Genomic DNA, 24,741 nt, shown 5'->3' with positions numbered 1-24,741 from the left:
CTCAGGCCGCGTACGGGCGAACGGACTTGGCGTCCCGCAGTGCGTGCGCCCACCAGGCCAGCTGGTCGAGCAGTGCCTTCGCCGCGGCGTCGGCGGCGGGCTCGGTGCTGCGGCCGTCCTCGTCGAAGGTGCCCCACGCGTTGTGGAAGCTGACCGTGTTGCGGATGGTCGTGGCGTTCAACTCGGCCATCACGACACGCAGTTGCTCGACCGCGCGCAGCCCGCCCGACAGGCCGCCGTACGAGACGAAGGCGACGGGCTTGCCGTGCCACTGCTCGTTGTGCCAGTCGATCGCGTTCTTCAGGGACGCCGGGAAGCTGTGGTTGTACTCGGGCGTGACGAAGACGAACGCGTCGGCGGCCGCGAGGCGGGGCGAGACCGCGGACAGCAACTCCTCGGTCCCGGGCGGCGGTTGCTGACCGAAGGCGGGGAAGACGGTCGGCAGCGGGGTCTCCGCGAGGTCGACGACATCGGTGCGCATGTCGGCGCGCTGCCCGAGATGGCCGCTGAGCCACTTCGTCACGACGGGCGCGAAGCGGCCCTCGCGGGTGGAGCCGACGAGGACGGCGATGCGGAGCGGTTCGGTGGTGCTGGACATGGCAGGCCCCCGGGTTGTGTACGGCGTATCGGTACGCGTACAACGTACACATCAATGTGTACAGCGTCCACTGGGGATACGCTGTACGCGACGTCGATGCGGAGGAGCGAGCCATGGCGGGCAAGAAGGACGAGAGCGAGAGCAAGATCGTGGAGCCCTCGCTCTGGGAACGGCTGGAGCGCACGGCGCCCGCGCCCCGCACGTCCCTGACGCTGGACCGGATCGCCGCCGCGGCCGTCGAGCTCGCCGACGAGGAGGGCGCGGGGGCCGTCACCATGCGGCGGCTGGCCACGAAGCTGGGCGTCGCGCCGATGGCCGCGTACCGCCATGTCACGGGCAAGGACGACCTCTGGGCCCTCATGATCGACCGGGTCTCGGCGGAGCTGACCGTGTCCGAGGACGTCACCGGCTGGCGCGAGGTGCTGCGCTCCTTCGCCGTGCAGACCCGGGAGTTGATGTTGCGGCACCCGTGGATGGCGCATGTGCCGGCGCCGGTCATCCAGCTCACGCCGAGCCGGATGGCGGTGGCCGAGCGGCAGTTGGCCGCGCTCGTCGACCGGGGCCTGGACGCCGACTCGATGATGGCGGCGTTCCGTTCCGTCAGCTCCTTCGTGCAGGGCGCCGTGCAGTCGGAGATCGCCCTGCGCGAGTACAAGGAGCTGCACGGCTGGAAGAGCGGGGACGAGGCCCGGCAGGCGCTGGCCCCGCAGATGAACTACCTGATGACGACGGGGCGTTACCCCGTCTACCGGCAGTACGCCCTGGCCGCCGCCCGCAAGGACGACCCCACGTGGGAGTTCGAGTTCGGCGTGGACTGCGTACTGGACGGAATCGCCAAGCGCCTCGGCATCTGACACCCGGCCTGCCCGCGCATGCGAGCCCGCGCATGCGAGCCCGCGCATGCGAGCCCGCGCATGCGAGCCCGCGCACGCGAAGAAGCCCCGGCCCTCCTGGACGGAGGAGGGCCGGGGCTTCTGGCTATGGACGTGTCAGTACGAAGACCCGGACGCGCCAAGCGAGCCCGTCGGGTGCCACACCGTCTTGGTCTCCAGGAACGGCGTCAGGCGGGCGGTCCCCGGATCGGCGGCCCAGTCCACAGCCTGTGGACGGAAGACACGCTTCAGGTTGTCCGCGGCGGCGATCTCCAGCTCCTTGGCCAGCTCGTCGTCGGCGCCCGCGAGGTCGATCGCGTTGACGTCCTGGTGCGCGGCGAGCGGCGTCGCGATCTCCGCGGTCTTGCCGGTGAGGATGTTGACCACGCCGCCCGGCAGGTCGGAGGTGGCAAGCACCTCGCCCAGCGAGAGCGCCGGAAGGGGCCGCTCGGCGGAGGCGATGACGACCGCCGTGTTGCCGGTCGCGATCACCGGGGCGATCACCGACACCAGACCCAGGAACGACGACTCCTGCGGGGCGAGCACGGTCACCACACCGGTCGGCTCGGGCGTCGAGAGATTGAAGAACGGGCCCGCGACCGGGTTCCCGCCGCCCACGATCTGCCCGATCTTGTCGGTCCAGCCCGCGTACCAGACCCAGCGGTCGATCGCCGCGTCCACGACGGCGGCGGCCTTCGACTTGCTGAGTCCCTCGGCCTCGCCGACCTCGCGCACGAACTGCTCGCGGCGGCCCTCCAGCATCTCGGCGATGCGGTAGAGGATCTGCCCGCGGTTGTACGCGGTCGCGCCCGCCCAGCCGCCGAAGGCCTTGCGCGCGGCGACCACGGCGTCCCGGGCGTCCTTGCGGGACGCCAGCGGGGCGTTGGCCAGCCACTTGCCCTTCGAGTCGCTCACCTCGTACACCCGGCCGCTCTCGGAGCGGGGGAACTTGCCCCCGACGTACAGCTTGTAGGTCTTGAAGACACTAAGTCGCGTCGTCTCGGACTTCTCAGACATCGAGGTAGGCCTCCAGACCGTGTCGGCCACCCTCGCGGCCGAAGCCCGACTCCTTGTAGCCGCCGAACGGCGAGGTCGGGTCGAACTTGTTGAACGTGTTGGCCCAGACGACCCCGGCCCGGAGCTTGTTCGCGACCGCGAGAATCCGCGACCCCTTCTCGGTCCAGATGCCGGCCGACAGCCCGTACTGCGAGTTGTTGGCCTTGGCGACGGCCTCGTCCGGCGTACGGAACGTCAGCACCGAAAGCACCGGACCGAAGATCTCGTCCCGCGCGATGGTGTGCGCCTGCGTGACGCCGGTGAAGAGGGTCGGCGCGAACCAGTAGCCGGAGCCGGGCAGTTCGCACGGCGCCGACCAGCGCTCGGCGCCCTCCGCCTCGCCCTGCTCGGTGAGCGCGGTGATGCGGGCGAGCTGCTCGGCGGAGTTGATCGCGCCGATGTCGGTGTTCTTGTCGAGCGGGTCGCCCAGGCGCAGGGTGCTCAGGCGGCGCTTCAGCGCGTCCAGTACTTCCTCCTGCACCGACTCCTGTACGAGGAGACGGGAGCCCGCACAGCAGACCTGGCCCTGGTTGAAGAAGATGCCGGTGACGATGCCTTCCACGGCCTGGTCGATCGGGGCGTCGTCGAAGACGATGTTGGCGCCCTTGCCGCCCAGCTCCAGGGTGACCTTCTTGTCGGTGCCCGCCACCGAGCGCGCGATCGCCTTGCCCACGGCGGTCGAGCCGGTGAAGGCGACCTTGTTGACGTCCGGGTGCTCGACCAGGGCCGCGCCCGCGTCGCCGTACCCGGGAAGGATGTTGACGACACCCTTCGGCAGGCCGGCCTGGCGGCAGATGTCGGCGAAGAAGAGCGCGGAGAGCGGGGTCGTCTCGGCGGGCTTCAGGACGACCGTGTTACCGGTCGCGAGCGCCGGGGCGATCTTCCACGCCAGCATGAGCAGCGGGAAGTTCCACGGGATGACCTGCCCGGCCACGCCCAGCGGACGCGGGTTCGCGCCGTACCCCGCGTGGTCGAGCTTGTCGGCCCAGCCCGCGTAGTAGAAGAAGTGCGCGGCGACCAGCGGGAGGTCCGCGTCGCGGGTCTCCTTGATCGGCTTTCCGTTGTCCAGGGTCTCCAGGACGGCCAGCTCGCGGCTGCGCTCCTGGATGATCCGGGCGATCCGGAACAGGTACTTGGCGCGCTCGGCGCCCGGCAGTGCGGACCACTTCGCGAAGGCCTTGCGCGCCGCCTGCACGGCGCGCTCGACGTCCTCGGCGCCCGCTTGGGCGACCTCGGACAGGACCTCCTCGGTGGCGGGGGAGACGGTCTTGAAGACCTTCCCGTCCGCCGCTTCCACGAACTCTCCGTCGATGAACAGGCCGTAGCTCGGCGCGATGTCGACGACGGAACGCGACTCGGGAGCCGGTGCGTACTCAAAGGGGTTAGTGGTCATGATCGTCAGTCCACCGTCACGTAGTCAGGGCCGGAGTAGCGTCCCGTGGTCAGCTTCTGACGCTGCATCAGCAGGTCGTTGAGCAGGCTCGAGGCGCCGAAGCGGAACCAGTGGTTGTCCAGCCAGTCCGCGCCCGCGGTCTCGTTCACGAGCACCAGGAACTTCACGGCGTCCTTGGTGGTACGGATCCCGCCGGCGGGCTTCACACCGATCTGTACCCCGGTCTGGGCGCGGAAGTCGCGGACGGCCTCCAGCATCAAAAGGGTGTTCGCGGGAGTGGCGTTGACGCCGACCTTGCCGGTCGACGTCTTGATGAAGTCGGCACCGGCCATCATGCCCATCCAGCTGGCACGCCGGATGTTGTCGTACGTCGAGAGTTCGCCGGTCTCGAAGATGACCTTGAGCCGAGCGCTGCCGCTCGCCTCCTTCACGGCGCGGATCTCGTCGTACACCTTGAGGTACTTGCCCGCGAGGAACGCCCCGCGGTCGATGACCATGTCGATCTCGTCGGCCCCCGCGGCGACCGCGTCCCGCACGTCGGCGAGCTTCACGTCGAGCGCGGCGCGGCCGGCCGGGAAGGCGGTGGCGACCGAGGCGACCTTCACGCCGGAACCGGCGACGGCCTCCTTGGCGGTCGCCACCATGTCCGGATAGACGCAGACCGCGGCGGTCTTCGGCGTCGTCCGGTCGGTCGGATCGGGATGGACGGCCTTGGCGCCCAGAGCCCGGACCTTGCCCGGGGTGTCCGCGCCTTCCAGCGTCGTCAGGTCGATCATCGAGATGGCCAGGTCGATGGCGTACGCCTTGGCCGTGGTCTTGATCGAACGGGTGCCGAGCGAGGCGGCACGCGCTTCGAGTCCGACCGCGTCGACGCCGGGCAGGCCGTGCAGGAAGCGGCGCAGCGAGCTGTCGGACGCCGTTACGTCGTCGTATGCAGCGTGTGCTGTGGAGGGCATGGTCACGAGGGGAGCATATCTACGCGCGTAGCGGCTGGGCAAGGGTGCGTTATCGGGCCGGAACCTCCTCAGACGGGCTCTCGGGTTCGACCGCTTGTGCGCGTCAGGCAGAATCGGCGTTATGACGAGCAGCGACTCCCAGCCCTCCGGCAGCGCGGAGGACCCGAGCGGGGACCCACAGGACCCCAAGGCGTCCGGCGCCAAGGCCGCGGCCTCCGAGCAGGCCTACGCCGACCATGCCTTCCGGTCGGGTGCCGCCATGACCGGAGGCGTGCTCCTCCTCGCCCTCGCGCTGTGGCTCGGCGGCGACGCGGTGATCCGGGGCGAGGGCCGCACACCGTGGCTGGCGCTCGCGGGGCTGCTGCTCGCGGTGCCGCTGGTGGTGGCGTTCACGCTGCGGCCAGCCGTGTACGCGAATGAGACCCGGCTGCGCGTCCGCAACCCCTTCCGGACCATCACGATGCCGTGGGCGACCGTGGAGTCGCTGACCGCCGCCTACTCCAGCGAGGTCGTGGCCGAGGGGCAGAAGTACCAGATGTGGGCCATTCCGGTGTCGCTGCGCGCCCGCAAGAAGGCGGCGCGTGGGACGGGGCGGCCGTCGCGGCGGGAGGTCTCGGATCCGCACCTGCGGGTGCCGGCCGCCGCGCCGGAGGGGCCCGTGCGGGCGCCTTCGGATCAGGCGCTGGCGGATCTGCGGGAGTTGCAGGAGATGAACGAGAAGCGGCCCGAGGCGCAGGGGTCTGTGGTGGTGCGGTGGACCTATGAGGTCATTGCGCCGTGTGTTGCTGGGGCGGTTCTGTTGGCCGTGCTGTTGGTGGTCGGCTGAGTTTCTTTCCCCACCCCGCCCCTTCCCGAAATCCTCCGGAGGCTGGGGGCTGCGCCCCCGGACCCCACCTTGTCCTCAAACGCCGGACGGGCTGATTCATGGCCGATGAATCAGCCCGTCCGGCGTTTGAGGACACCGGAGAAAATCAAGGCGCGCTGGGCCAAACCAGCACCATGTACGCGCTGCAGTACGCCGAGACCAGCACAGCCCCGCCCAACGCGGCCAGCGCCCGGCGGCGAGTCGCCCGCGCGATGAGCACCGCCACCGGCAGCAGCAGCGGGAAGCCCGGCAGCAGGAACCGGGCCCGCGGGAAGTACACCCCGCCACTGCCCAGCACGATCACCAGCAACAGCCCTGTGAACACCAGCAACGGCAGCGGCTGCCGCGCCCGCACGCACCACACGAACAGCAGGGCCGACCCGATCAGGGTCAGGGACACCATCGCGAGGAACAGCTCCGGGGTGGAGTCGTAGAAGAAGATGCTGCGCATCATGCGCAGCGTCACCACTCCGCCGTCGATCTGGTTGTGCCACAGCTTCTGGACCTCGAAGTACCCGTCCCAGCGGCCCAGCCGCAGCCCCACCCACCCGATGTAGAGCAGCCACCCGAGCGGAGCGAGCAGCGCCCCCGCGAGCGCCCGCCATGAGAAGCCGGAGCGCAGCGAGAGCAGCGCGGCCAGCACGACCGCGGCGGCCAGCGCGATCCCGGTCGGCCGGGTCAGCCCGGAGGCCGCGGCCAGCGAACCCGCCCACAGCCAGCGGCCGGTGAGGACCGCGTACAGGGACCAGGCGGCGACCGCGGTGAACAGGGACTCGGTGTAGCCCATCCACTGCACGAGCCCGACCGGCAGCGCTCCCCAGAGCACGGCGAGGACGACGCCCACGCGGCGCCCGTACAGCCGGTCGCCGACCGCGAAGATCCCCCAGGCGGCGACCAGCGAGCAGACGACGGCGATGACGACGCCGACGCTCGCCCGCGACCCCGGGGTGAAGGCCGCCACGGCCTTGACCAGGACGGGGTAGAGCGGGAAGAAGGCCAGGTTGTTGGTGTCGTACTCGGTGCCCAGCTCATGGGTGTAGCCGCTGTCGGCGATGCCCAGGTACCAGTTGGCGTCCCAGTCGGAGGCGAGGATCGGCCAGACCCCGTGGCCCTGTGCGTGCGCCCACTGGGCGAGCAGGGCGATACCGGTGATGCGTACGGCGAGATAGCCGAGCAGTGCGGGCGCGGCATGGCGCAGCCCGGGCAGCCGGGCGGCCGGGCAGCGGGTGTCCTGGGGTCGCCGCGATGCGGGCACAACCCGGTCGCGGCTGGTGGCCTCGGTGGTCGCGGACACGGGTGGGGCTCCTGGGGGCTCGGGTGCGCTTCCGGTCCACCTTCCGTGGTGGAGGGGGGCGCGCCCCGGTCCCTGGGTCAACTGCCGCCGGTAAATCACCCGTTAGGGGGCTCAACCTCAAACGCCGGACGGGCTGATTCATCAGCCATGAATCAGCCCGTCCGGCGCTTGAGGACAGTCTTTTGAAGCCGGCGGCAGCCTTACGGGAAGGGGCGGGTAGGGGACCGGCCCGCCGCAGGCGCAACGAACCCGCGCGCGCAACGAACCCGCAGGCGCAACGAACCCGCACCAGCCCGCCCGCCCTCAGATCCCCGCAGCCTCCGCCAGATCCCGCTTGATCGCGGCCAGCAGCTCCGTAGCCCTGGCCCGGGCCGCAGGCAGATCACCCTCGACCGGAACCACGACCTCCAGATAGCACTTGAGCTTCGGCTCGGTCCCGCTGGGCCGCACGATCACCCGCGCCCCGTCCAGCGTGTAGCGCAGACCGTCGGTGGGCGGGAGCGCGGCGGAACCCTGCGAAAGGTCCTCCGTCGACGTCACCGCGAGCCCCGCGAGCGAGACCGGGGGAGCGGAGCGCAGCTTGCGCATCGCGTCGGCGATCACCGAAAGGTCCTCGACCCGTACGGACAGCTGATCGGTCGCGTGCAACCCGTGCTCGACCGCCAGGTCGTCGAGGAGGTCGAGGAGCGTACGCCCCGCCTCCTTCAGCTCGGACGCGAGCTCGGCGACCAGCAGCGCCGCCGTGATGCCGTCCTTGTCGCGTACGCCCTCGGGGTCGACGCAGTACCCGAGAGCCTCCTCGTACCCGTACCGCAGACCGTCCACGCGGGCGATCCACTTGAAGCCGGTCAGCGTCTCCTCGTAGCCGAGCCCGGCCGCGGCCGCGATCCGTCCGAGCAACGACGACGACACGATCGACTCGGCGAAGGTGCCGGTGACGCCCCGCTTGACCAGGTGCGCGGCAAGCAGCGAGCCGAGCTGGTCGCCGTGCAGCATGCGCCAGGCCCCGCCGTCGCGCACGGCCACGGCGCAGCGGTCCGCGTCCGGGTCGTTGGCGATGATCAGGTCCGGCTGCTCCCGCTCGGCCGTGGCGAACGCGAGGTCCATCGCGCCCGGCTCCTCCGGGTTGGGGAAGGCGACCGTCGGGAAGTCCGGGTCGGGCTCGGCCTGTTCGGCGACGACCACCGGCGCGGGGAACCCGGCCCGCGCGAAGGCGGCGAGCAGGGTGTCCTTGCCGACGCCGTGCATGGGCGTGTAGACGACCCGGGCGCTGCGCGGCGACCCGGCGGAGAGAACGGCGTCGGTACGCGCCAGATAGGCCCCCAGGACCTCCTCGCCCAGCGTCTCCCAGCCACTCTCCGGACGCGGTACGTCGGCGAGTGCGGCCACCGCGTCGATCTCGGCGGCGATCTCCGCATCCGCGGGCGGCACGATCTGCGAGCCGTCGCCGAGGTACACCTTGTAGCCGTTGTCCCGGGGCGGGTTGTGGCTCGCCGTGACCTCGACACCCGCGACCGCGCCCAGATGCCTTATGGCGAAGGCGAGCACGGGCGTGGGCAGCGGCCGCGGCAGCACGGCGGCACGCAGCCCGGCGCCGGTCATCACGGCCGCGGTGTCCCGGGCGAAGTCGGCGGACTTGTGGCGCGCGTCGTACCCGATGACGACAAGGCCGCCGTCCTGCCCCTGCGCCTTGAGATAGGCGGCGAGCCCCGCTGCGGCCCGGATGACGACCGACCGGTTCATCCGCATCGGCCCGGCCCCGAGCTCCCCGCGCAGCCCGGCGGTCCCGAACTGCAGGGTCCCGCTGAACCGCGCCGCCAGCTCAGCGACGTCCTCGGCGTCGATGAGCTTGGCCAGCTCCTCACGAGTCTCCGCGTCGGGGTCCTCGGCGAGCCAGGTCCGGGCCCGCTCGATCAGTTCGTCGTGCTGCACGTCAAGTCGCCTCTCGTGTACGTCTTTCAGCGGGTACGCACCCACTCGGCGGGTGCCCGCCCCATCAGCCGGTCCGCATCTCTCCAGCCCGTCCGGCGTTTGAGGACGAGGCCGAAGGCCGATGGGGGCCCGGGGCGCAGCCCCGCGACCTCAGCAGGCCCGGCCCCACCCCCAAAGCCAGGCTCAGATCCGCCCCAGCACCTGCTGCAGCAGCGCACCCATACGAGTGGCGGAGTCCCGCCCGGCCTGCAGGACTTCCTCGTGGTTGAGCGGCTCACCGGTCATGCCCGCGGCCAGATTCGTGACGAGCGAGATCCCGAGCACCTCGGCCCCCGCCTCACGCGCGGCGATCGCCTCGAGCACGGTCGACATGCCGACCAGGTCGCCGCCCATGACCCGGATCATGTTGATCTCGGCCGGAGTCTCGTAGTGCGGGCCGGGCAGCTGGACGTACACGCCCTCTTCCAGCGTCTCGTCGACCTCCTTGCACAGCGCACGCAGCCGCGGCGAGTACAGGTCGGTGAGGTCCACGAAGTTCGCCCCGATGATCGGGGAGGTCGCGGTCAGGTTGAGGTGGTCGCTGATCAGCACCGGCTGACCGGGGCGCATGCCCTCGCGCAGACCGCCGCAGCCGTTGGTGAGGACGATGGTCTTGCAGCCGGCGGCGACGGCGGTCCGTACGCCGTGCGCGACGGCGGCGACACCGCGGCCCTCGTAGTAGTGGGTGCGGCCGAGGAAGACCAGGGCGCGCTTCTCACCGATCTTGTACGAGCGGATCTTGCCGCCGTGTCCCTCGACGGCCGGCGGCGGGAAGCCGGGCAGCTCGGTGACGGGGAACTCGGCCTCGGGGGCGCCGAGTGCTTCGGCGGCCGGGGCCCAACCCGAGCCCATCACCAGGGCGACGTCGTGGGTCTCGGCGCCGGTCAGCTCGCGAAGGCGGGCGGCGGCCGCGTCGGCGGCGGCGTGGGGGTCGCTCTCGGCGATGACGGGAGTAATTGCGTTCACGCGCATGAGCGTAGCCGGTTCGGGCCTACGCGCGTAGATGCCGCAGTGGACAGTGTCGGGATCGTTGCCTTGTCGTTTCCGACGAACCCGCAGGCCGGTGCGAACCGGCAATCCGGCCCGCGGCTGGAACCGCTTGGCCGGAGACTGCTCAGCAGGGCCGCTTGCGCAGCTCCATCACATAGTCGTGCGGCGCCCCCGCCGACTCGGCCGCGTCGGCCAGTTCGCCCAGGTAACGGGCCGACGGCAGGCCGCCCTCGTACCCGTTCAGTACGTACACCCACGCGGGCATCTCGCCCTCCAGGGTCTCCACCCGGATCCGCATCCGCCGGTAGATGTCGAGCCCCACGCCCTCCCAGCGGTCCATCGACTCCTCGTCCATGGGCGCGATGTCGTACAGCGCGACGAAGACCTGGGAGCGCGGCGCCTCGACGATGGTCGCAAGCGCACCCTCCCAGCCCATGTGCTCGCCGCCGAACGTCAGCCGCCAGTCGTTGAGCCAACCGGTGGCACGCAACGGCGAGTGCGGGGCGCGGCGGGACATGAGCCGCGGGTCGAGATTGCCGGCGTACGCGGCGTAGAGCGACATGGGATCGAGGGTACGGCAGTGACGCGTCGGGGGAATGTCGTGCTCAGAGGTCGAACAAAGGGGCGACCGGCGACCTCATTCACCTCTTACGGCTCCCCGGGGGCGAGAGTGCTTGAAGCGTGCGGGACAATGGAGTACGTGACTCGGATCGTGATCATCGGTGGCGGACCCGGCGGATATGAAGCGGCCCTGGTGGCCGCCCAACTCGGCGCGGAGGTGACCGTCGTCGACTGCGACGGTCTGGGCGGGGCGTCGGTGCTTACCGACTGCGTCCCGTCGAAGACTCTGATCGCGACGGCCGAGGTGATGACCACCTTCGACTCGTCGTACGAAGAACTCGGCATCATCGTGGAGGACGACACTCCGCACATCGACCAGGCGGCCCGCGTCGTCGGCGTCGACCTCGGCAAGGTCAACCGCCGCGTGAAGCGCCTCGCGCTCGCCCAGTCGCACGACATCACCGCCTCCGTCACCCGCGCCGGCGCCCGCGTCATGCGCGGCCGCGGCCGCCTCGAGGGCATGCAGTCCATGGACGGCTCCCGCAAGGTGATCGTCCGCGCGGCCGACGGCACCGAGGAGACGCTCACCGCGGACGCCGTCCTGATCGCCACCGGCGGCCACCCGCGCGAGATCCCGGACGCGCTGCCGGACGGCGAGCGCATCCTCAACTGGACGCAGGTGTACGACCTCGACGAGCTCCCCGAAGAGCTGATCGTGGTCGGCTCCGGTGTGACGGGCGCCGAGTTCGCCGGCGCGTACCAGGCACTCGGCTCCAAGGTCACCCTCGTCTCGTCCCGCGACCGCGTGCTGCCCGGCGAGGACCCGGACGCCGCGGCCGTCCTGGAGGACGTCTTCCGCCGCCGCGGCATGAACGTCATGGCCCGCTCCCGCGCCGAGTCCGCCAAGCGCATCGGCGACCGCGTCGAGGTCGCCCTCTCCGACGGCCGCGTCATCTCCGGCACGCACTGCCTGATGGCCGTCGGCGCCATCCCCAACTCCGCGGGCATGGGCCTGGAGGAGGCCGGGGTCAAGCTCAAGGACTCGGGCCACATCTGGACCGACAAGGTCTCGCGGACCTCCGCTCCCGGGGTGTACGCGGCCGGAGACGTCACCGGCATCTTCGCCCTGGCCTCGGTCGCCGCGATGCAGGGCCGGATCGCGATGTACCACTTCCTGGGCGACGCGGTGCAGCCGCTGAACCTGAAGACGGTCTCCTCGAACGTCTTCACCGACCCCGAGATCGCGACGGTCGGCTACTCCCAGGCCGACGTCGACGGCGGCAAGATCGACGCCCGCGTCGTCAAGCTCCCGCTCCTGCGCAACCCGCGCGCGAAGATGCAGGGCATCAGGGACGGCTTCGTCAAGATCTTCTGCCGCCCGGGTACGGGGATCGTGGTCGGCGGTGTGGTCGTCGCTCCGCGTGCATCCGAACTGATCCATCCCATCTCGATCGCCGTCGACAACAATCTGACGGTGGAACAGATCGCGAACGCCTTCACGGTCTACCCGTCCCTTTCGGGTTCGATCGCCGAGGTCGCCCGTCAGCTGCACACGCGCAAGTCGGCCGGCGAGGGGTAGTCGAGGGGCAGCCGAGGGGCAGCCGAGGGGCAATACCCCGCAGGTCACAGGGAGTTCGAGACATCGAGGCCCAGCCCGCCGGACCCCCGGCGGGCTGGGCCTCGCGCGTGACCCTGCGTATACCACTTCCCGCTCCGCCGTGCGAACAACTTCTGTTATTCGGCGCAAACTGCTGAAACCAGACGGTCGTTGGGGTTACTGTCAGTTTCGTGTTCGCTGCAGAACGTCGTCAATTGATCCTCGAAATGGTGCGCGCCAACGGAGCCGTTTCGCTCCGTGAGCTCGCCCGCGTCGTCCAGACCTCCGAAGTGACCGTACGGCGGGACGTGCGGGCACTGGAGGCAGAAGGACTCCTCGACCGCCGGCATGGCGGTGCGGTACTGCCGGGCGGCTTCACGCGGGAGTCCGGCTTTCCGCAAAAATCGCATCTCGCGACCGCGGAGAAGACGGCCATCGCCGACGTCGCCGCGGGCCTCGTCGAAGAGGGTGAGGCCATCGTCGTCGGCGCCGGTACGACCACCCAGGAGCTGGCCCGCCGGCTCGCCCGGGTCCCCGGCCTGACCGTCGTCACCAACTCGCTCCTGGTCGCCCAGGCGCTGGCCCACGCGAACCGCGTGGAAGTCGTCATGACCGGCGGCACGTTGCGTGGCTCCAACTACGCCCTCGTGGGCAGCGGTGCCGAGCAGTCCCTCCAGGGCCTGCGCGTCTCCCGCGCCTTCCTCTCGGGCAGCGGTCTGACCGCCGAACGAGGGCTCTCCACGTCCAACATGCTCTCGGCCAGCGTCGACCGCGCTCTGGTCCAGGCCGCGGCCGAAGTCGTCGTCCTCGCCGACCACTCCAAGCTCGGCACGGACACGATGTTCCAGACCGTCCCCACGGACGTGATCACGCGCCTCGTGACGGACGAGCCCGCCGCACACGACGAGCGCGCGGCAACAGAGCTGCAGGCCCTGGCCGACCAGGGCGTGCAGATTACTGTCGCCGGCGCCGCAGCCCGAGGCCCGGGCGGCTCCGCGGGCGCCGAGCGCCAGGCCCGCCGCGACGTCCCCCTGCCGGGGCAGCGGCGGGGCGGGCCGCCCGGCCCGGGCGGCGTCGCACCCCAGCTGCGGAGCGCGGCCGGGCTCGGAGCGCCGGACCCCGGGGAGTCCCGGGCGGCGGCTCGGGTGGCGGATCTTCGGCGGCGGTGAGCTGCTTCGGGGCGCGGGGCTGGGCTGGGCTGGGCCGTTGGGTCGGGTCGGGTCGGGCGGTTGGGCTGGGCGGTTGGGCCGGGCGGTCGGGCCGGGCGGTCGGGGCGCGGGCGGGTGGCTGGGCCGGGCTGTTGGGCCGGGCCGGGCGGTCGGCGGTCGGGCTGGCGGTCGGGAGCGCGGTCGGCGGCTGGGCTGGCGGTCGGCGGGCGGGCCGGGCCGGGCGGCGAGTGGCGTCAGCTAAGTGGGGGGAAAGGGGCGCTATCGTGTCCGGTTTGGGTGGGTTCTGGTGTCCCCTTTCCCCCACTTAGCTGACGTCACTCTGCGTTAGGGGCTGGCGGCGGGTTTTGGCCGTCGCCGGGGGCCGCGCGGTACGGGGCCAGGAGTTGGTCCGCTGCCGGGTGGTAGGGGCGGCGGGACATCCGGGTCACCAGCTGCCACATCTCGCGCTCCTTCGCCAAGTCCTGGGGGAGCACCAGGCCCAGGGCCTCGGCCAGCGGCTTTCGGCCCAGGTTCACCAACGCCCGTACAGCCGCGGCCCATTCGTCCGTCGCCGCGACCGCCGAGCGGTACCAGACCGGGATCAGGGCGAGGAGCGTCAGGGCGGCCGCCCAGAGGACGGCTCCCCGCCGGCCGCCCCCGGGGAGCGCGGCCAGCGCCGTCGCCGCGACCGCCGCGTGGCCGTAGAGCAGGGCCACGAAGAAGTCGACGTTCGTCCGTGAGGTGTCCGTCTGCCGGCGGGCGTGGTCCGGGACCGTCGCGCTCAACTCGTTCCAGAGCACCTGGGTGTCCAGGCGGTAGCGGTCGTGCCCGTACTCCTCGAAGCGGCGGATCGCGTTCGCCAGGCGGGTCGGGCCGACCTGGTCGTCGCTGTGCGGGTAGCGGCTCAACTGTTCGTGAAGTACGCCGAGTTGGATCGGGGAGAGTCCCGGGGCCGGGGTGCGTACCCGGTCGGCAATCCGTTGCTTGCGCGTCCGCTGGATGCGGCAGCCTCGCGCGTAGGCGCGGCGCGGCCACAGGACGTACCCCTCCAGGAAGCGGTAGAGGGGCTGCTGGAGGGCGTTCAGGACCAGGCCCACCAGGACTGCGCTGATCAGGAGCAGGAGCGTCGTGTCCGACTTGGACGTCGGCCAGGCGCGGTCGACGAGCTCGATGCTGCCGCGCAGGCTCGGGGCGACCGCGAAGAAGAAGACGGCCAGGTTGATCGCGGCCGGGAGGACCCAGCCGACGAGCAGCGCCCAGCCGCCGCCGAGTACGCCTTTGGCGATGTCTCCCACGTGAGATCAGACCTGGTCCCAGTCGTCGCCGGGATCCAGAACGGGGCCGGGTGGGGTGACCCCGTCTTTCCCCGGCGGGGTCGGCATGTCGTTGTCCTGAGTGGTGAACACGCCGTCCTTCGGCGGGGTCGGCATGCTGTTGTCCTGAGTGGTGAACTCGATCTTCTTCGGCGGGGCCGGTGTGTGGCCGTCCTGGGTGGTGACCCCGTTGTCCTGCTGGGCAGGCTTCTTCTTCTTTTTCTTCTTGGCTTCCGACATGACGCGCGGCCCTTTCGAGTGGGGCGTCGGCTGGTTGAACTCGCGCTACAGGACGGCCTGTTGATCGCAGTCCCTCACTGCTGGCGCCCAGCATAGGCTCGCGTACGTCGAGGGGCCCCCGGCGATTGCCGGGGGCCCCTCGACGTACGTACGGGAAGGAGTGTCAGTCCTTGATCTCACAGATCGCGGCACCGGAGGTCAGCGAGGCGCCGACCTCCGCCGACAGGCCCTTGATCGTGCCCGCCTTGTGCGCGTTCAGGGGCTGCTCCATCTTCATTGCCTCGAGTACGACGACCAGATCGCCCTCGGCGACCTCCTGGCCCTCCTCGACGGCGACCTTGACGATCGTGCCCTGCATCGGCGAGGCCAGGGTGTCGCCGGAGGCGGCCGGGCCCGACTTCTTCGCGGCGCGGCGCTTCGGCTTGGCGCCGGCGGCGAGGCCGGTGCGGGCCAGGGTCATGCCGAGCGAGGAAGGCAGGGAGACCTCGAGGCGCTTGCCGCCGACCTCGACGACGATCGTCTCGCGACCCGCCTCGTCCTCCGCGTCCACGTCCGGCGTGGTCGAGAAGGGCTTGATCTCGTTGACGAACTCGGTCTCGATCCAACGGGTGTGGACCTTGAAGGGGTTGGAAGTGAAGGCCTCGTCGACCACCACTGCCTGGTGGAACGGGATGGCCGTGGCCATGCCCTCCACCTTGAACTCGCCGAGCGCACGCGCCGCGCGCTGCAGCGCCTGCTCACGGGTCGCGCCGGTGACGATCAGCTTGGCGAGGAGGGAATCCCAGGCCGGGCCGATGACCGAGCCGGACTCGACGCCCGCGTCCAGGCGGACGCCCGGGCCGGACGGCGGGGCGAAGAGGGTGACCGTGCCGGGGGCGGGCAGGAAGTTGCGGCCCGGGTCCTCGCCGTTGATGCGGAACTCGAAGCTGTGGCCGCGGATCTCCGGGTCGCCGTAGCCGAGCTCCTCGCCGTCGGCGATGCGGAACATCTCGCGGACCAGGTCGAGGCCGGTGACCTCTTCGGTGACCGGGTGCTCCACCTGGAGGCGGGTGTTGACCTCGAGGAAGGAGATCGTGCCGTCGGTGCCGACCAGGAACTCGACGGTGCCCGCGCCGACATAGCCGGCTTCCTTCAGGATCGCCTTCGAGGCCGTGTACAGCTGGTTGTTCTGGTCCTCGGTGAGGAACGGGGCCGGAGCCTCCTCGACCAGCTTCTGGTGGCGGCGCTGGAGGGAGCAGTCACGGGTGGAGACCACGACCACGTTGCCGTGGCTGTCGGCCAGGCACTGGGTCTCGACGTGGCGCGGCTTGTCGAGGTAGCGCTCCACGAAGCACTCGCCACGGCCGAAGGCCGCGACGGCCTCGCGTACCGCCGACTCGTAGAGCTCCGGGACCTCTTCGAGGTTGCGGGCGACCTTCAGGCCGCGACCGCCGCCACCGAAGGCGGCCTTGATCGCGATGGGCAGGCCGTGCTCCTCGGCGAAGGCCACGACCTCGTCCGACCCGGAGACCGGGTCGGGGGTGCCCGCGACCAGCGGGGCGCCGGCGCGCTGCGCGATGTGCCGCGCGGCGACCTTGTCACCCAGGTCACGGATGGCCTGCGGGGGCGGGCCGATCCAGGTCAGGCCGGCGTCGAGGACGGCCTGGGCGAACTCGGCGTTCTCCGAGAGGAAGCCGTACCCGGGGTGGATGGCGTCCGCTCCCGAATCCTTCGCCGCGGCAAGCACCTTGGCGATGTCCAGATAGCTGGCCGCCGGGGTGTCACCGCCCAGGGCGAATGCCTCGTCCGCGGCACGCACATGCAGCGCGTCCCGGTCCGGGTCGGCGTAGACGGCTACGCTCGCGATCCCGGCGTCCCGGCAGGCCCGGGCAACGCGGACAGCGATTTCGCCTCGGTTGGCGATGAGCACCTTGCGCACGATGGCTCCCTCCTTGAAAACAAGCTGAGTTTAGGGACAGCCGACACGGCCTTTCGACCCATCCCCAGTGGTGAGCTTGCCCACACGGAGTGTGATGCGAGGCCCGCTCTGATGCTGAAATCCCTTGTCGCACCACGGTACGCGGGCTTCCTGTACGAGACAGTAACCCTCTGGTGTGGCACAGGTCTCTGTTCGTGGAGCCAGCGACCGATCGGGTTTCTTTGTGGAGTCCCTACGAATGGCGGAATCATTCTTTGCCACCCGGCTGGGCTCCGCGCTGACTCCGACCGGACTCCGGCCAGAGTCTTGTCCGGAGGTTTACCCGTTAGTAGCGTTCGGGGTGCTCGCACGTACTGCGGGTAACCGTGTGTGCGGGTGGACTTGGGTGTGGGGAAGAGGGTGGGCGCCGTGGTGCGCAGAACGGTGGCCGTGGTGGCCGCGATCGTGCTCTTCGCGGAGGCGGTCGGCATCGTGCTGATCAACGTGATTCTGGGGAAGGTCGCCGACGCGCAGCAGATGTCCCTGGCAGGGCTCGACCCGGACGCGATGTCCGTGGGTGCGCTGGTCGCCGGTGCGGTCTTCGGCCTCTACCTGGGCTGCTGCGGGCTCGTGCTGCTGCTGATGGCGCTGCGCGACCGCTCCCCGGGTGGCTTCGGGCGCTTCGTCTTGATCAGCGTGGCCGTGGTGCACGGGCTGCTCGGGGCGTTCGTGGTGGGGCCGGTGGGCTGGCCCGCGTTCGCGTTCATGATGGTGGTGCTCGGGCTGATCGTGCTCAGTCTCCTGGCGTACGAGAAGCGCGACGGCCGGGCTGCGGAGGACGAGCCGGCCCCGCCGGCCCCGGCCGCCAACGGCGCCGCCCCCGCTGGGAACGGCGCCGCGTCGGTGTAGTGCGTGGGGCTTGCGTGGGGCCGTGTCAGCTCCCGTAGACCATCGTGCAGAGCAGCGTGTCGCCGTCGTTGACGGTCCAGGCCCAGTACCGCGTCTGATCGCCCTGCGAGCGTCGGCAGAGGCTGGCGTCGGTGCCCTTGGACGTGTTGTAGACGCCGGTGATGTGCATGATCTGGTCGTACGAGGCGGGGATCTTCTTCGCCGTGCACTCCACGAGCGTCATCGTGCCCATGTCCGTGATCTTGTCGCCGGACTGGGTGGCGAGGAAGCAGTAGTTCTTCTGGAAGATCCGCTCCAGGCAGAGCGTGGTGGTCTGGCCGCTGCTCGGTGACGAGTAGGACCAGGTGGCCTCGGTGTCGCCGGAGCAGGAGCCGGAGGTGCTGGTGACCTGGACGGTGGCCTTGCTGTTCTTGCAGTCGATCGGGTCCGGGGGCGTCTCGTGACTCCACTTGATGGTGCTGGTGCCGCCGTAGCCGGTGTCCCAGACGGACAGGCAACTGCCGTTCGTGACCGCCTTGAAGGCGGCCTCGGTCGGGTCGGCGCTGGCCGTGGTGGCGCTGCCGCCGCCCGGGCCGCCTATGCCTCCGTCGGAGCTGGAGTCGACTCCGGAGCCCGTGCTGCTGCCGCTGGGGGCGGCCGAGATGCCGGGGCCTGCGGAGCCGCCGCCCTCGTTGTCACTGCTGTCGGAGCCGAACCAGTCGAAGAAGATGCCGGCCGCGATGAGGGCGACCAGGGCGAGGCCCAGGGTGCCGCAGATGCCTACGATCAGCGCCGTGTTGGCGCCGCCGCGCGGGGGTTGGGGCTGGAACTGGCCGCCGCCCCAGGGGGGCGGGCCGCCGGGCGGTCCCTGCGGTGGTCCCGGCGGTCCCGGGGGTCCCGGTGGGCCGAAGTTGCCGCCGGGCGGCGGGCCGAATGAGTTGCTCATGCTGTCCCCCGGGACTCGCGAGTACGTGGCCTGCGCATGCTATCCGGGGCCTTGGTGGGGCTCTATAGGCGCCTGAATTTGGGGTGTTCGGCGACGGGGCCCAGGTAGCCATGCGTATGGCGTGCGCGGCGCCGGTTCCTAGGTAGCCATGTGTTCAGCGTGTGCGGTGCCGGGGTGGGGCTGGCCATGTGTTCAGCGTGTGCGGTGCCGGGGTGGGGCTGGCCATGCGTTCAGCGCGTCCGGTGTCGGGGTGGGGCTAGCCATGCGTTCAGCGCACTCGGCGCCTTCGCCGCTGTGCCCACCCGTTCCGCCCTGCGGAACGATTGCCCACAGCGGTCAGGCGGAGGGGTGAGGGTGGGCCACGCCCTGCAGAGCTGCTGCTCGCAGCGAGGGGTCAGTTCTGGGTCCACAGGTCGGTGATGCCCACGCCCAGTTCGGCGAGGAGTTTGCGGAGCAAGGGGAGGGAGATGCCGATGACGTTGCCGTGGTCGCCCTCGATGCCCTCGATGAAGGGTGCCGAGCGGCCGTCGAGCGTGAACGCCCCGGCGACGTAAAGGGGTTCACCGCTCGCCACGTACGCCGCGATCTCGGCGTCCGACGGCTCGCCGAAGCGGACCGTGGTCGAGGCGGTGGCGGAGGTCTGCCGGCCGGTCGCCGTGTCGATCACGCAGTGCCCCGTCTGCAGCACGCCGGCCCGCCCGCGCATCGCCTTCCAGCGGGCGGTGGCCTCCTCGGCGTCGGCGGGCTTGCCGAGCGCCTCGCCGTCGAGCTCGAGCACGGAGTCGCAGCCGACGACGAGGGCCCCGGCGGCCGCCGGCCGGGAAGCGACCGAGGCCGCCTTCGCCTCGGCCAGGACCCGGGCCAGCTCGCTCGGCGTGGGCGCGGTGATCGCGTCCTCGTCGACCCCGCTGACGATCACCTCGGGGGCGAGCCCGGCCTGGCGCAGGAGGCCGAGGCGGGCGGGGGACTGGGAGGCCAGGACGAGGCGGCGCTGTGCGGGTGCAGACATGCGGATCAGGGTATCCAGCCGGGGCCACCGCCCGCCCGCGCCCTACTTCTTGAGCACGGCCTCCATGACCTTCTTCGCGATCGGCCCACCGAGCAGGCCGCCCGCGATGTCCTCGCGCGGGATGTCCTGGCCGGGGTCGACGAAGACGGCCACGGCGACGGACTTGCCCTCGGAGTTCTTGCCGTACGAGATGAACCAGGCGTACGGCGGCAGCTTGTTGTCGACGCCGTGCTGGGCGGTGCCCGTCTTGGCGCCGACCGTGATGCCGTCGATCAGGGCGGGCTTGCCGGAGCCCTCCTTGGCGGTCCACTCCATGGCCTCGCGGACCTTCTCGGCGGTGGACTCGGAGATGGGCTGGGACATCTGGCTCGGCTCGGTCTGGGCGATGGTGTCCAGGTCGGGGCTGCGCAGCTTGTCGATGAGGTGCGGCTTCATCAGCTTGCCGTCGTTGGCGATGCCCGACGCGATCATCGCGATCTGCAGCGGGCTCGCGGTGACCGAGCCCTGGCCGATGCCGCTGAGCGCGGTCTGCGGGTCGTCCATCTTGTCGGCCGGGTAGAGCGACTTGCCCGCGCGGATCGGGGTGTCCACCTCGCCGTTGTTGAAGCCGAACTTCTCGGTGATCTCCTGCATCTTGTCCTTGCCCGTCTCGTACGCGAGCTTGCCGAAGACGGTGTTGCAGGAGACCTGCATGGCGACCTTGAGCGAGGCGTTCTTGCAGATGCCGCTCTTGTTCAGGTTCGGCAGCTCGGTCCGGGTCTTGGGCAGGTTCCACGGCTCGGGGGTGCTGGTCGAGGCGTTGATGTCGGAGACCTTGCCGGCCTCGATCGCGGCGGCGGCGGTGAGCACCTTGAAGGTCGAGCCGGGCGGGTACGTCTCCTTCAGCGCCCGGTTGAGCATCGGCTTGTTCTTGTCCGCCTGGAGGTTCTTCCACGCCTCGGCGTCCTTGTCGGACATGCCGGCGAACGCGGACGGGTCGTACGACGGGGTCGAGGCGAGGGCCAGGATGCGGCCGGTGGCGGGGTCGATCGCGGCGACGCCGCCCTTGAGCTTGCCGAGGCCTTCGAAGGCGGCCTTCTGGGCGTCGGGGTCGATCGTCGTGACGACGTCGCCGCCCCTCTGCTTCTCGCCCGTCAGCATGTTCAGGGTGTTCTTCAGGAAGAGCCGGTCGTCGGTGCCGGAGAGCAGTTCGTCGTTGAGCTTCTCGAGCCCGCTGGACTCGAAGGCCTGGGAGGCGTACCCGGTGATGGGGGCGTACATCGCACCGTTCTTGAAGGTGCGCTTGTACTTGTAGTCCTGGCCGTCGACGAGCTTGGAGCCGGTGATGGGCTCGTCGCCCACGATGATGTTGCCGCGCGGCTGGCCGTAGCGCTCGATGGCGACCCGGCGGTTCTTCTCGTGCTTGGCGAGCGGCTCGCTCTGGGCGTACTGCACCCAGTTCGCCCGTATCAGCAGGGCGAGCACGAGCAGGCCGCAGAACACGGCTATGTGCCGCAGTGGCTTGTTCACCGGGTCCGGTCCTCCCAATCAAGTCATTTCGGTTCAGTAGGACGACCGGGGAGGGGAGGCAGTTCCCGGCGTTTCCTATGAGCTCGCTCTCGTGAGCCCTGCCGCCGCGCGGCCCTCAGTGCAGTCCGAGGACGAACATCGCGAGCACCATCGCCAGGGCGAGCACGAAGCCCGCGCGCCGCAACATGGCCTGCGTTTCCCGCAGTTCCTTGGGCGGCTCGTTCTTGGGGTCGGACCACAGCATGCCTTTGATGGTCCGGGAGGGCGGTGGGGCGGCGCCTGAGTACGCGTACTCAACTGGACCCCGCACTTCCTCTCAGCCCTCCAAATGGGATTGGGGTTCCCTTAAGCCGTCTGCCTCTGTTAGCGTCTGCGGTGTCTTAACGGAACCCCAGAACCATTTACTCATCGTGAGGTTGATCCGCCATGAAGAAGCTCGCCCGCCGCGCCCTCGCCCCGCTGACCGCCGCCGCCCTCGGTCTCACCCTCCTCTCCGGTACGCAGGCCGCCGCCGAGCCCGAGGCATGGACCGCGGCCTGGGCCACCTCGCCCCAACTGCCCAGCGAGGGCTTCACGCCCAACTGGTCGCAGGCCGGCTTCTCGCACCAGACCGTGCGCCAGGTCGTCCGGGTGACGCAGGCGGGCGAGCGGGCACGGATCCGGCTCTCGAACGCGTACGGCACCTCACCGCTGCGCATCACCGGGGCGACGATCGCCCGCACGGGGAAGGGGGCCGCGGTCGAGAAGGGCTCGGTCCGGCACCTCACCTTCGACGGGAAGCGGGCCGTGGTGATCCCCGCGCGGGGGCAGGCCGCGAGCGACGCGGCCTCGCTGGAGGTGGGGGAGGAGTCGTCGGTGACCGTCACGCTGTACCTGGCCGGTACGACGGGGCCCGCGACCTTCCACGCCCAGGGGTTCGCCGATACGTACCGGGCCGACGGTGACCACCGCGCCGACGCGTCGGGGCGCGCCTTCGACGAGTCGAGCCAGTCCTGGTACTACCTGTCCGGCGTCGACGTCTCCGGCTCCTCCGCGCCGCCTCGCCGGGACGGGGTCGTGCTCTTCGGGGACTCCATCACGGACGGGTTCGGCTCGACGGCCGGGAAGAACCGGCGATACCCGGACGTGCTGGCCGCGCGGCTCGACCGGCCGGTGCTCAATGCCGGGATCGGCGGGAATCTCGTCCTCAACGACTCCGCGTGGTTCGGGGAGCGGGGGTCGGCGCGCTTTCAGCGGGACGTGCTGGACCAGCCCGGGGTGTCGACGGTCGTCGTCCTTGAAGGGCTGAACGACATTGGGTTCTACGAGGCGCAGAAGGCGGGGTTCGACCGGCCGACCTATTGGCCTGCGCCCAAGGTGTCCGCTTCTGAACTCATCGCCGGATATCGGGAGTTGATCCGTCAGGCGCATGGGCGTGGGGTGCGGATCGTGGGGGCCACGCTGCTGCCGCTCGGTGGGTCGGATCACTATGGGCCGGATGCCGCGCGCGTCTCCGACGAGGTGAATGCGTGGATCCGTACGTCGGGGGAGTTCGACGCGGTGGTCGACCTGGATCGGGTCCTCGCGGACCCCTCCGATGCGGAGCGCCTCGACCCGAAGTACGACTTCGGCGATCACCTGCACCCCAATGACGCGGGGTACGCGCGGCTGGCGTCGGCGGTGGCTGAGGTTCTTTGACTTCCCCTCCCCGCCCCTTCCCGAAAGTCCTGCGGACGGCTTCAAAGACTGTCCTCAAACGCCGGACGGGCTGACTTTGTCAGCCCGTCCGGCGTTTGAGGACTTTCGGGAAGGGGCGGGGTGGGGAAAAAAGCCCTTACCCAGGCCAGAACGTGCGGGCCCACGCACTGGCCCCCGCCGAAGGCAGACGACGCCGGGCGACCCGGGCGGGGTCGGACCATGCCTCGGGCCCCGCAGGGGTGCCCGGCGACGACGCCGCCAGCGACGCCGCCCGCGCTTGAACCACCGCGAGCGCGGCAGCCAACTCCTCCGGGGTCGGATTGCCCCGTACGACCTTGATCATCGAAGCGCCCTCCTACAGGGGGATGTTGCCGTGCTTCTTCGGAGGCAGGGATTCCCGCTTGGTGCGAAGCTGACGCAGCCCGCGTACGACCTGACGCCGGGTCTCCGACGGCATGACCACCGCGTCGACGTACCCGCGCTCGGCAGCCGTGTACGGGTTGAGCAGCGTGTCCTCGTACTCCTGGATGAGCCGGGCCCGTACGGCCTCCTGCTCGTCCCCCTCCGCAGCGGCAGCGATCGTGCGGCGGTGCAGGATGTTGACCGCCCCCTGCGCGCCCATCACCGCGATCTGCGAGGTCGGCCAGGCGAGGTTGAGGTCCGCGCCGAGGTGCTTGGAGCCCATCACGTCGTACGCGCCGCCGAAGGCCTTGCGCGTGATGATCGTGATGAGCGGGACGGTCGCCTCGGCGTACGCGTAGATCAGCTTGGCGCCGCGCCGGATGATGCCGCCGTACTCCTGGTCCACGCCCGGCAGGAAGCCGGGGACGTCGACGAAGGTCAGCACGGGGACGTTGAACGCGTCGCAGGTGCGGACGAAGCGGGCCGCCTTCTCGGAGGCGTTGATGTCCAGGCAACCGGCGAACTGCATCGGCTGGTTGGCCACGATGCCCACCGGGTGCCCCTCGACGCGGCCGAAGCCGGTGAGGATGTTCGGTGCGAACAGGGCCTGCGTCTCGAAGAACTCGGCGTCGTCCAGGACGTGTTCGATGACCGTGCGCATCTCGTACGGCTGGTTCGCGCTGTCCGGGATCAGCGTGTCCAACGCCCGGTCCTCGTCGGACAGTTCGAGGTCCGCCTCCTCGGGGAAGGCCGGCGGCTCGGACAGGTTGTTGGAGGGGAGGTAGGACAGGAGCGACTTGACGTACTCGATCGCGTCCTTCTCGTCCCCGGCCATGTGATGGGCCACGCCGGACGTGGAGTTGTGGGTCCGGGCGCCGCCCAGCTCCTCGAAGCCGACGTCCTCGCCGGTGACCGTCTTGATGACGTCAGGACCGGTGATGAACATGTGCGAGGTCTGGTCGACCATCACCGTGAAGTCGGTGATCGCCGGGGAGTAGACCGCGCCGCCCGCGCACGGGCCCACGACCAGCGAGATCTGCGGGATCACGCCGGACGCATGGGTGTTGCGACGGAAGATCTCGCCGTACATCCCGAGGGCCATGACGCCCTCCTGGATCCGGGCGCCGCCCGAGTCGTTGATGCCGATGACCGGACAGCCCGTCTTCAGGGCGAAGTCCATCACCTTCATGATCTTCTGCCCGTAGACCTCGCCGAGCGCCCCGCCGAAGACCGTGAAGTCCTGGGAGAACACGGCCACCGGGCGGCCGTCGACCGTGCCGTAACCGGTCACCACACCATCGCCGTACGGACGGGTCTGCTCCAGGCCGAAGTCCGTCGAGCGGTGCCGCGCGAACTCGTCCAGCTCGACGAAGGAACCCTCGTCGAGCAGCAGGTCGATCCGCTCACGGGCCGTCAACTTGCCCTTGGCGTGCTGCTTTTCCACCGCGCGTGCGGAGCCGGCGTGCGTCGCCTCTTCGATACGGCGTTGCAGATCCGCGATTTTTCCCGCGGTGGTGTGGATGTCGGGGGTTGTCGGCTCTTCCGGCTCGGACATCGGG

The 24,741-nt window shown here is 70.3% G+C and carries 23 protein-coding genes; 6 read left to right on the top strand and 17 right to left on the bottom strand.

Features of this window, described 5'->3' with window-relative positions:
• Position 1: 1 nt before the first annotated feature.
• A complete protein-coding gene (locus tag OG430_RS19650) occupies positions 2-598 on the bottom strand; it encodes an NADPH-dependent FMN reductase (protein WP_327353852.1) in 597 nt (198 codons plus the stop codon).
• Positions 599-711: 113 nt separating this feature from the next.
• Between OG430_RS19650 and OG430_RS19645 the strand changes: the two genes are divergently transcribed.
• A complete protein-coding gene (locus OG430_RS19645; RefSeq protein ID WP_327353851.1) occupies positions 712-1,452 on the top strand; it encodes a TetR/AcrR family transcriptional regulator in 741 nt (246 codons plus the stop codon).
• Between the two features lie 135 nt (positions 1,453-1,587).
• Here OG430_RS19645 and OG430_RS19640 read toward each other — a convergent pair whose 3' ends face one another.
• The 3 genes from OG430_RS19640 to deoC are packed head-to-tail and all read right to left on the bottom strand — an operon-like array spanning position 1,588 to position 4,875.
• Positions 1,588-2,487, bottom strand: a complete 900-nt coding sequence (locus OG430_RS19640; RefSeq protein WP_327353850.1) for an aldehyde dehydrogenase family protein — start codon at positions 2,485-2,487, stop codon at positions 1,588-1,590.
• Complete coding sequence (locus OG430_RS19635) at positions 2,480-3,919, bottom strand: aldehyde dehydrogenase family protein (RefSeq protein WP_327353849.1); 1,440 nt, start codon at positions 3,917-3,919, stop codon at positions 2,480-2,482. Before OG430_RS19635 ends, OG430_RS19640 begins: the two co-directional genes overlap by 8 nt.
• 5 nt (positions 3,920-3,924) lie before the next feature.
• The gene (gene deoC, locus OG430_RS19630; protein ID WP_327353848.1) at positions 3,925-4,875 is read right to left on the bottom strand and encodes a deoxyribose-phosphate aldolase; all 951 of its coding nucleotides are present in this window, start codon (positions 4,873-4,875) and stop codon (positions 3,925-3,927) included.
• A 121-nt stretch (positions 4,876-4,996) separates the two neighbouring features.
• On the opposite strand from deoC, the gene OG430_RS19625 reads away from it, so the two are divergent.
• On the top strand, positions 4,997-5,701 hold the full coding sequence (locus OG430_RS19625; protein WP_327353847.1) for a PH domain-containing protein: 705 nt from the start codon (positions 4,997-4,999) through the stop codon (positions 5,699-5,701).
• A gap of 145 nt (positions 5,702-5,846) precedes the next feature.
• On the opposite strand, the gene OG430_RS19620 is transcribed toward OG430_RS19625, so the two are convergent.
• The 4 genes from OG430_RS19620 to OG430_RS19605 form a co-directional block, all read right to left on the bottom strand.
• Complete coding sequence (locus tag OG430_RS19620) at positions 5,847-7,034, bottom strand: hypothetical protein (RefSeq protein WP_442816520.1); 1,188 nt, start codon at positions 7,032-7,034, stop codon at positions 5,847-5,849.
• A 303-nt stretch (positions 7,035-7,337) separates the two neighbouring features.
• Complete coding sequence (locus tag OG430_RS19615; RefSeq protein WP_327353846.1) at positions 7,338-8,966, bottom strand: phospho-sugar mutase; 1,629 nt, start codon at positions 8,964-8,966, stop codon at positions 7,338-7,340.
• Between the two features lie 183 nt (positions 8,967-9,149).
• Positions 9,150-9,977: a purine-nucleoside phosphorylase gene (locus OG430_RS19610; RefSeq protein ID WP_442816519.1), complete on the bottom strand. Its 828-nt coding sequence runs from the start codon at positions 9,975-9,977 to the stop codon at positions 9,150-9,152.
• A gap of 142 nt (positions 9,978-10,119) precedes the next feature.
• Positions 10,120-10,557 carry a gamma-glutamylcyclotransferase gene (locus tag OG430_RS19605; RefSeq protein WP_327353844.1) on the bottom strand — a complete coding sequence of 146 codons (438 nt, stop codon included), beginning with the start codon at positions 10,555-10,557 and terminating at the stop codon, positions 10,120-10,122.
• Between the two features lie 129 nt (positions 10,558-10,686).
• Between OG430_RS19605 and OG430_RS19600 the strand changes: the two genes are divergently transcribed.
• Entirely contained in the window at positions 10,687-12,135 is a 1,449-nt protein-coding gene (locus tag OG430_RS19600; protein WP_327353843.1) for an NAD(P)H-quinone dehydrogenase, read from the top strand.
• A 245-nt stretch (positions 12,136-12,380) separates the two neighbouring features.
• On the top strand, positions 12,381-13,322 hold the full coding sequence (locus tag OG430_RS19595) for a DeoR/GlpR family DNA-binding transcription regulator (RefSeq protein ID WP_442816721.1): 942 nt from the start codon (positions 12,381-12,383) through the stop codon (positions 13,320-13,322).
• A gap of 314 nt (positions 13,323-13,636) precedes the next feature.
• Here the strand turns inward: OG430_RS19595 and OG430_RS19590 are convergent, their stop codons facing one another.
• The 3 genes from OG430_RS19590 to OG430_RS19580 form a co-directional block, all read right to left on the bottom strand.
• On the bottom strand, positions 13,637-14,596 hold the full coding sequence (locus OG430_RS19590; RefSeq protein ID WP_327353841.1) for a hypothetical protein: 960 nt from the start codon (positions 14,594-14,596) through the stop codon (positions 13,637-13,639).
• 6 nt (positions 14,597-14,602) lie between these two features.
• On the bottom strand, positions 14,603-14,854 hold the full coding sequence (locus OG430_RS19585; RefSeq protein WP_327353840.1) for a hypothetical protein: 252 nt from the start codon (positions 14,852-14,854) through the stop codon (positions 14,603-14,605).
• A gap of 163 nt (positions 14,855-15,017) precedes the next feature.
• On the bottom strand, positions 15,018-16,772 hold the full coding sequence (locus tag OG430_RS19580; RefSeq protein WP_327353839.1) for an acetyl/propionyl/methylcrotonyl-CoA carboxylase subunit alpha: 1,755 nt from the start codon (positions 16,770-16,772) through the stop codon (positions 15,018-15,020).
• Positions 16,773-17,180: 408 nt separating this feature from the next.
• On the opposite strand from OG430_RS19580, the gene OG430_RS19575 reads away from it, so the two are divergent.
• A complete protein-coding gene (locus tag OG430_RS19575; RefSeq protein ID WP_327353838.1) occupies positions 17,181-17,660 on the top strand; it encodes a hypothetical protein in 480 nt (159 codons plus the stop codon).
• Positions 17,661-17,685: 25 nt separating this feature from the next.
• Here the strand turns inward: OG430_RS19575 and OG430_RS19570 are convergent, their stop codons facing one another.
• The 4 genes from OG430_RS19570 to mmpB form a co-directional block, all read right to left on the bottom strand.
• Positions 17,686-18,585, bottom strand: a complete 900-nt coding sequence (locus tag OG430_RS19570; RefSeq protein ID WP_327353837.1) for a hypothetical protein — start codon at positions 18,583-18,585, stop codon at positions 17,686-17,688.
• A gap of 394 nt (positions 18,586-18,979) precedes the next feature.
• Positions 18,980-19,594, bottom strand: a complete 615-nt coding sequence (locus OG430_RS19565; RefSeq protein WP_327353836.1) for a Maf family protein — start codon at positions 19,592-19,594, stop codon at positions 18,980-18,982.
• A 42-nt stretch (positions 19,595-19,636) separates the two neighbouring features.
• Positions 19,637-21,103, bottom strand: a complete 1,467-nt coding sequence (locus OG430_RS19560) for a peptidoglycan D,D-transpeptidase FtsI family protein (protein WP_327353835.1) — start codon at positions 21,101-21,103, stop codon at positions 19,637-19,639.
• A gap of 115 nt (positions 21,104-21,218) precedes the next feature.
• Entirely contained in the window at positions 21,219-21,347 is a 129-nt protein-coding gene (gene mmpB, locus OG430_RS19555; RefSeq protein ID WP_327353834.1) for a morphogenic membrane protein MmpB, read from the bottom strand.
• 182 nt (positions 21,348-21,529) lie between these two features.
• On the opposite strand from mmpB, the gene OG430_RS19550 reads away from it, so the two are divergent.
• Positions 21,530-22,780 carry an SGNH/GDSL hydrolase family protein gene (locus OG430_RS19550; protein ID WP_327353833.1) on the top strand — a complete coding sequence of 417 codons (1,251 nt, stop codon included), beginning with the start codon at positions 21,530-21,532 and terminating at the stop codon, positions 22,778-22,780.
• Between the two features lie 136 nt (positions 22,781-22,916).
• Here OG430_RS19550 and OG430_RS19545 read toward each other — a convergent pair whose 3' ends face one another.
• Positions 22,917-23,123: an acyl-CoA carboxylase epsilon subunit gene (locus OG430_RS19545; RefSeq protein WP_327353832.1), complete on the bottom strand. Its 207-nt coding sequence runs from the start codon at positions 23,121-23,123 to the stop codon at positions 22,917-22,919.
• A 12-nt stretch (positions 23,124-23,135) separates the two neighbouring features.
• Positions 23,136-24,737: an acyl-CoA carboxylase subunit beta gene (locus tag OG430_RS19540; protein ID WP_327353831.1), complete on the bottom strand. Its 1,602-nt coding sequence runs from the start codon at positions 24,735-24,737 to the stop codon at positions 23,136-23,138.
• Positions 24,738-24,741 lie beyond the last annotated feature (4 nt).

The organism is Streptomyces sp. NBC_01304, assembly GCF_035975855.1.
Taxonomy (GTDB): domain Bacteria; phylum Actinomycetota; class Actinomycetes; order Streptomycetales; family Streptomycetaceae; genus Streptomyces.
This window is presented reverse-complemented; position numbering and strand designations above follow the sequence as displayed.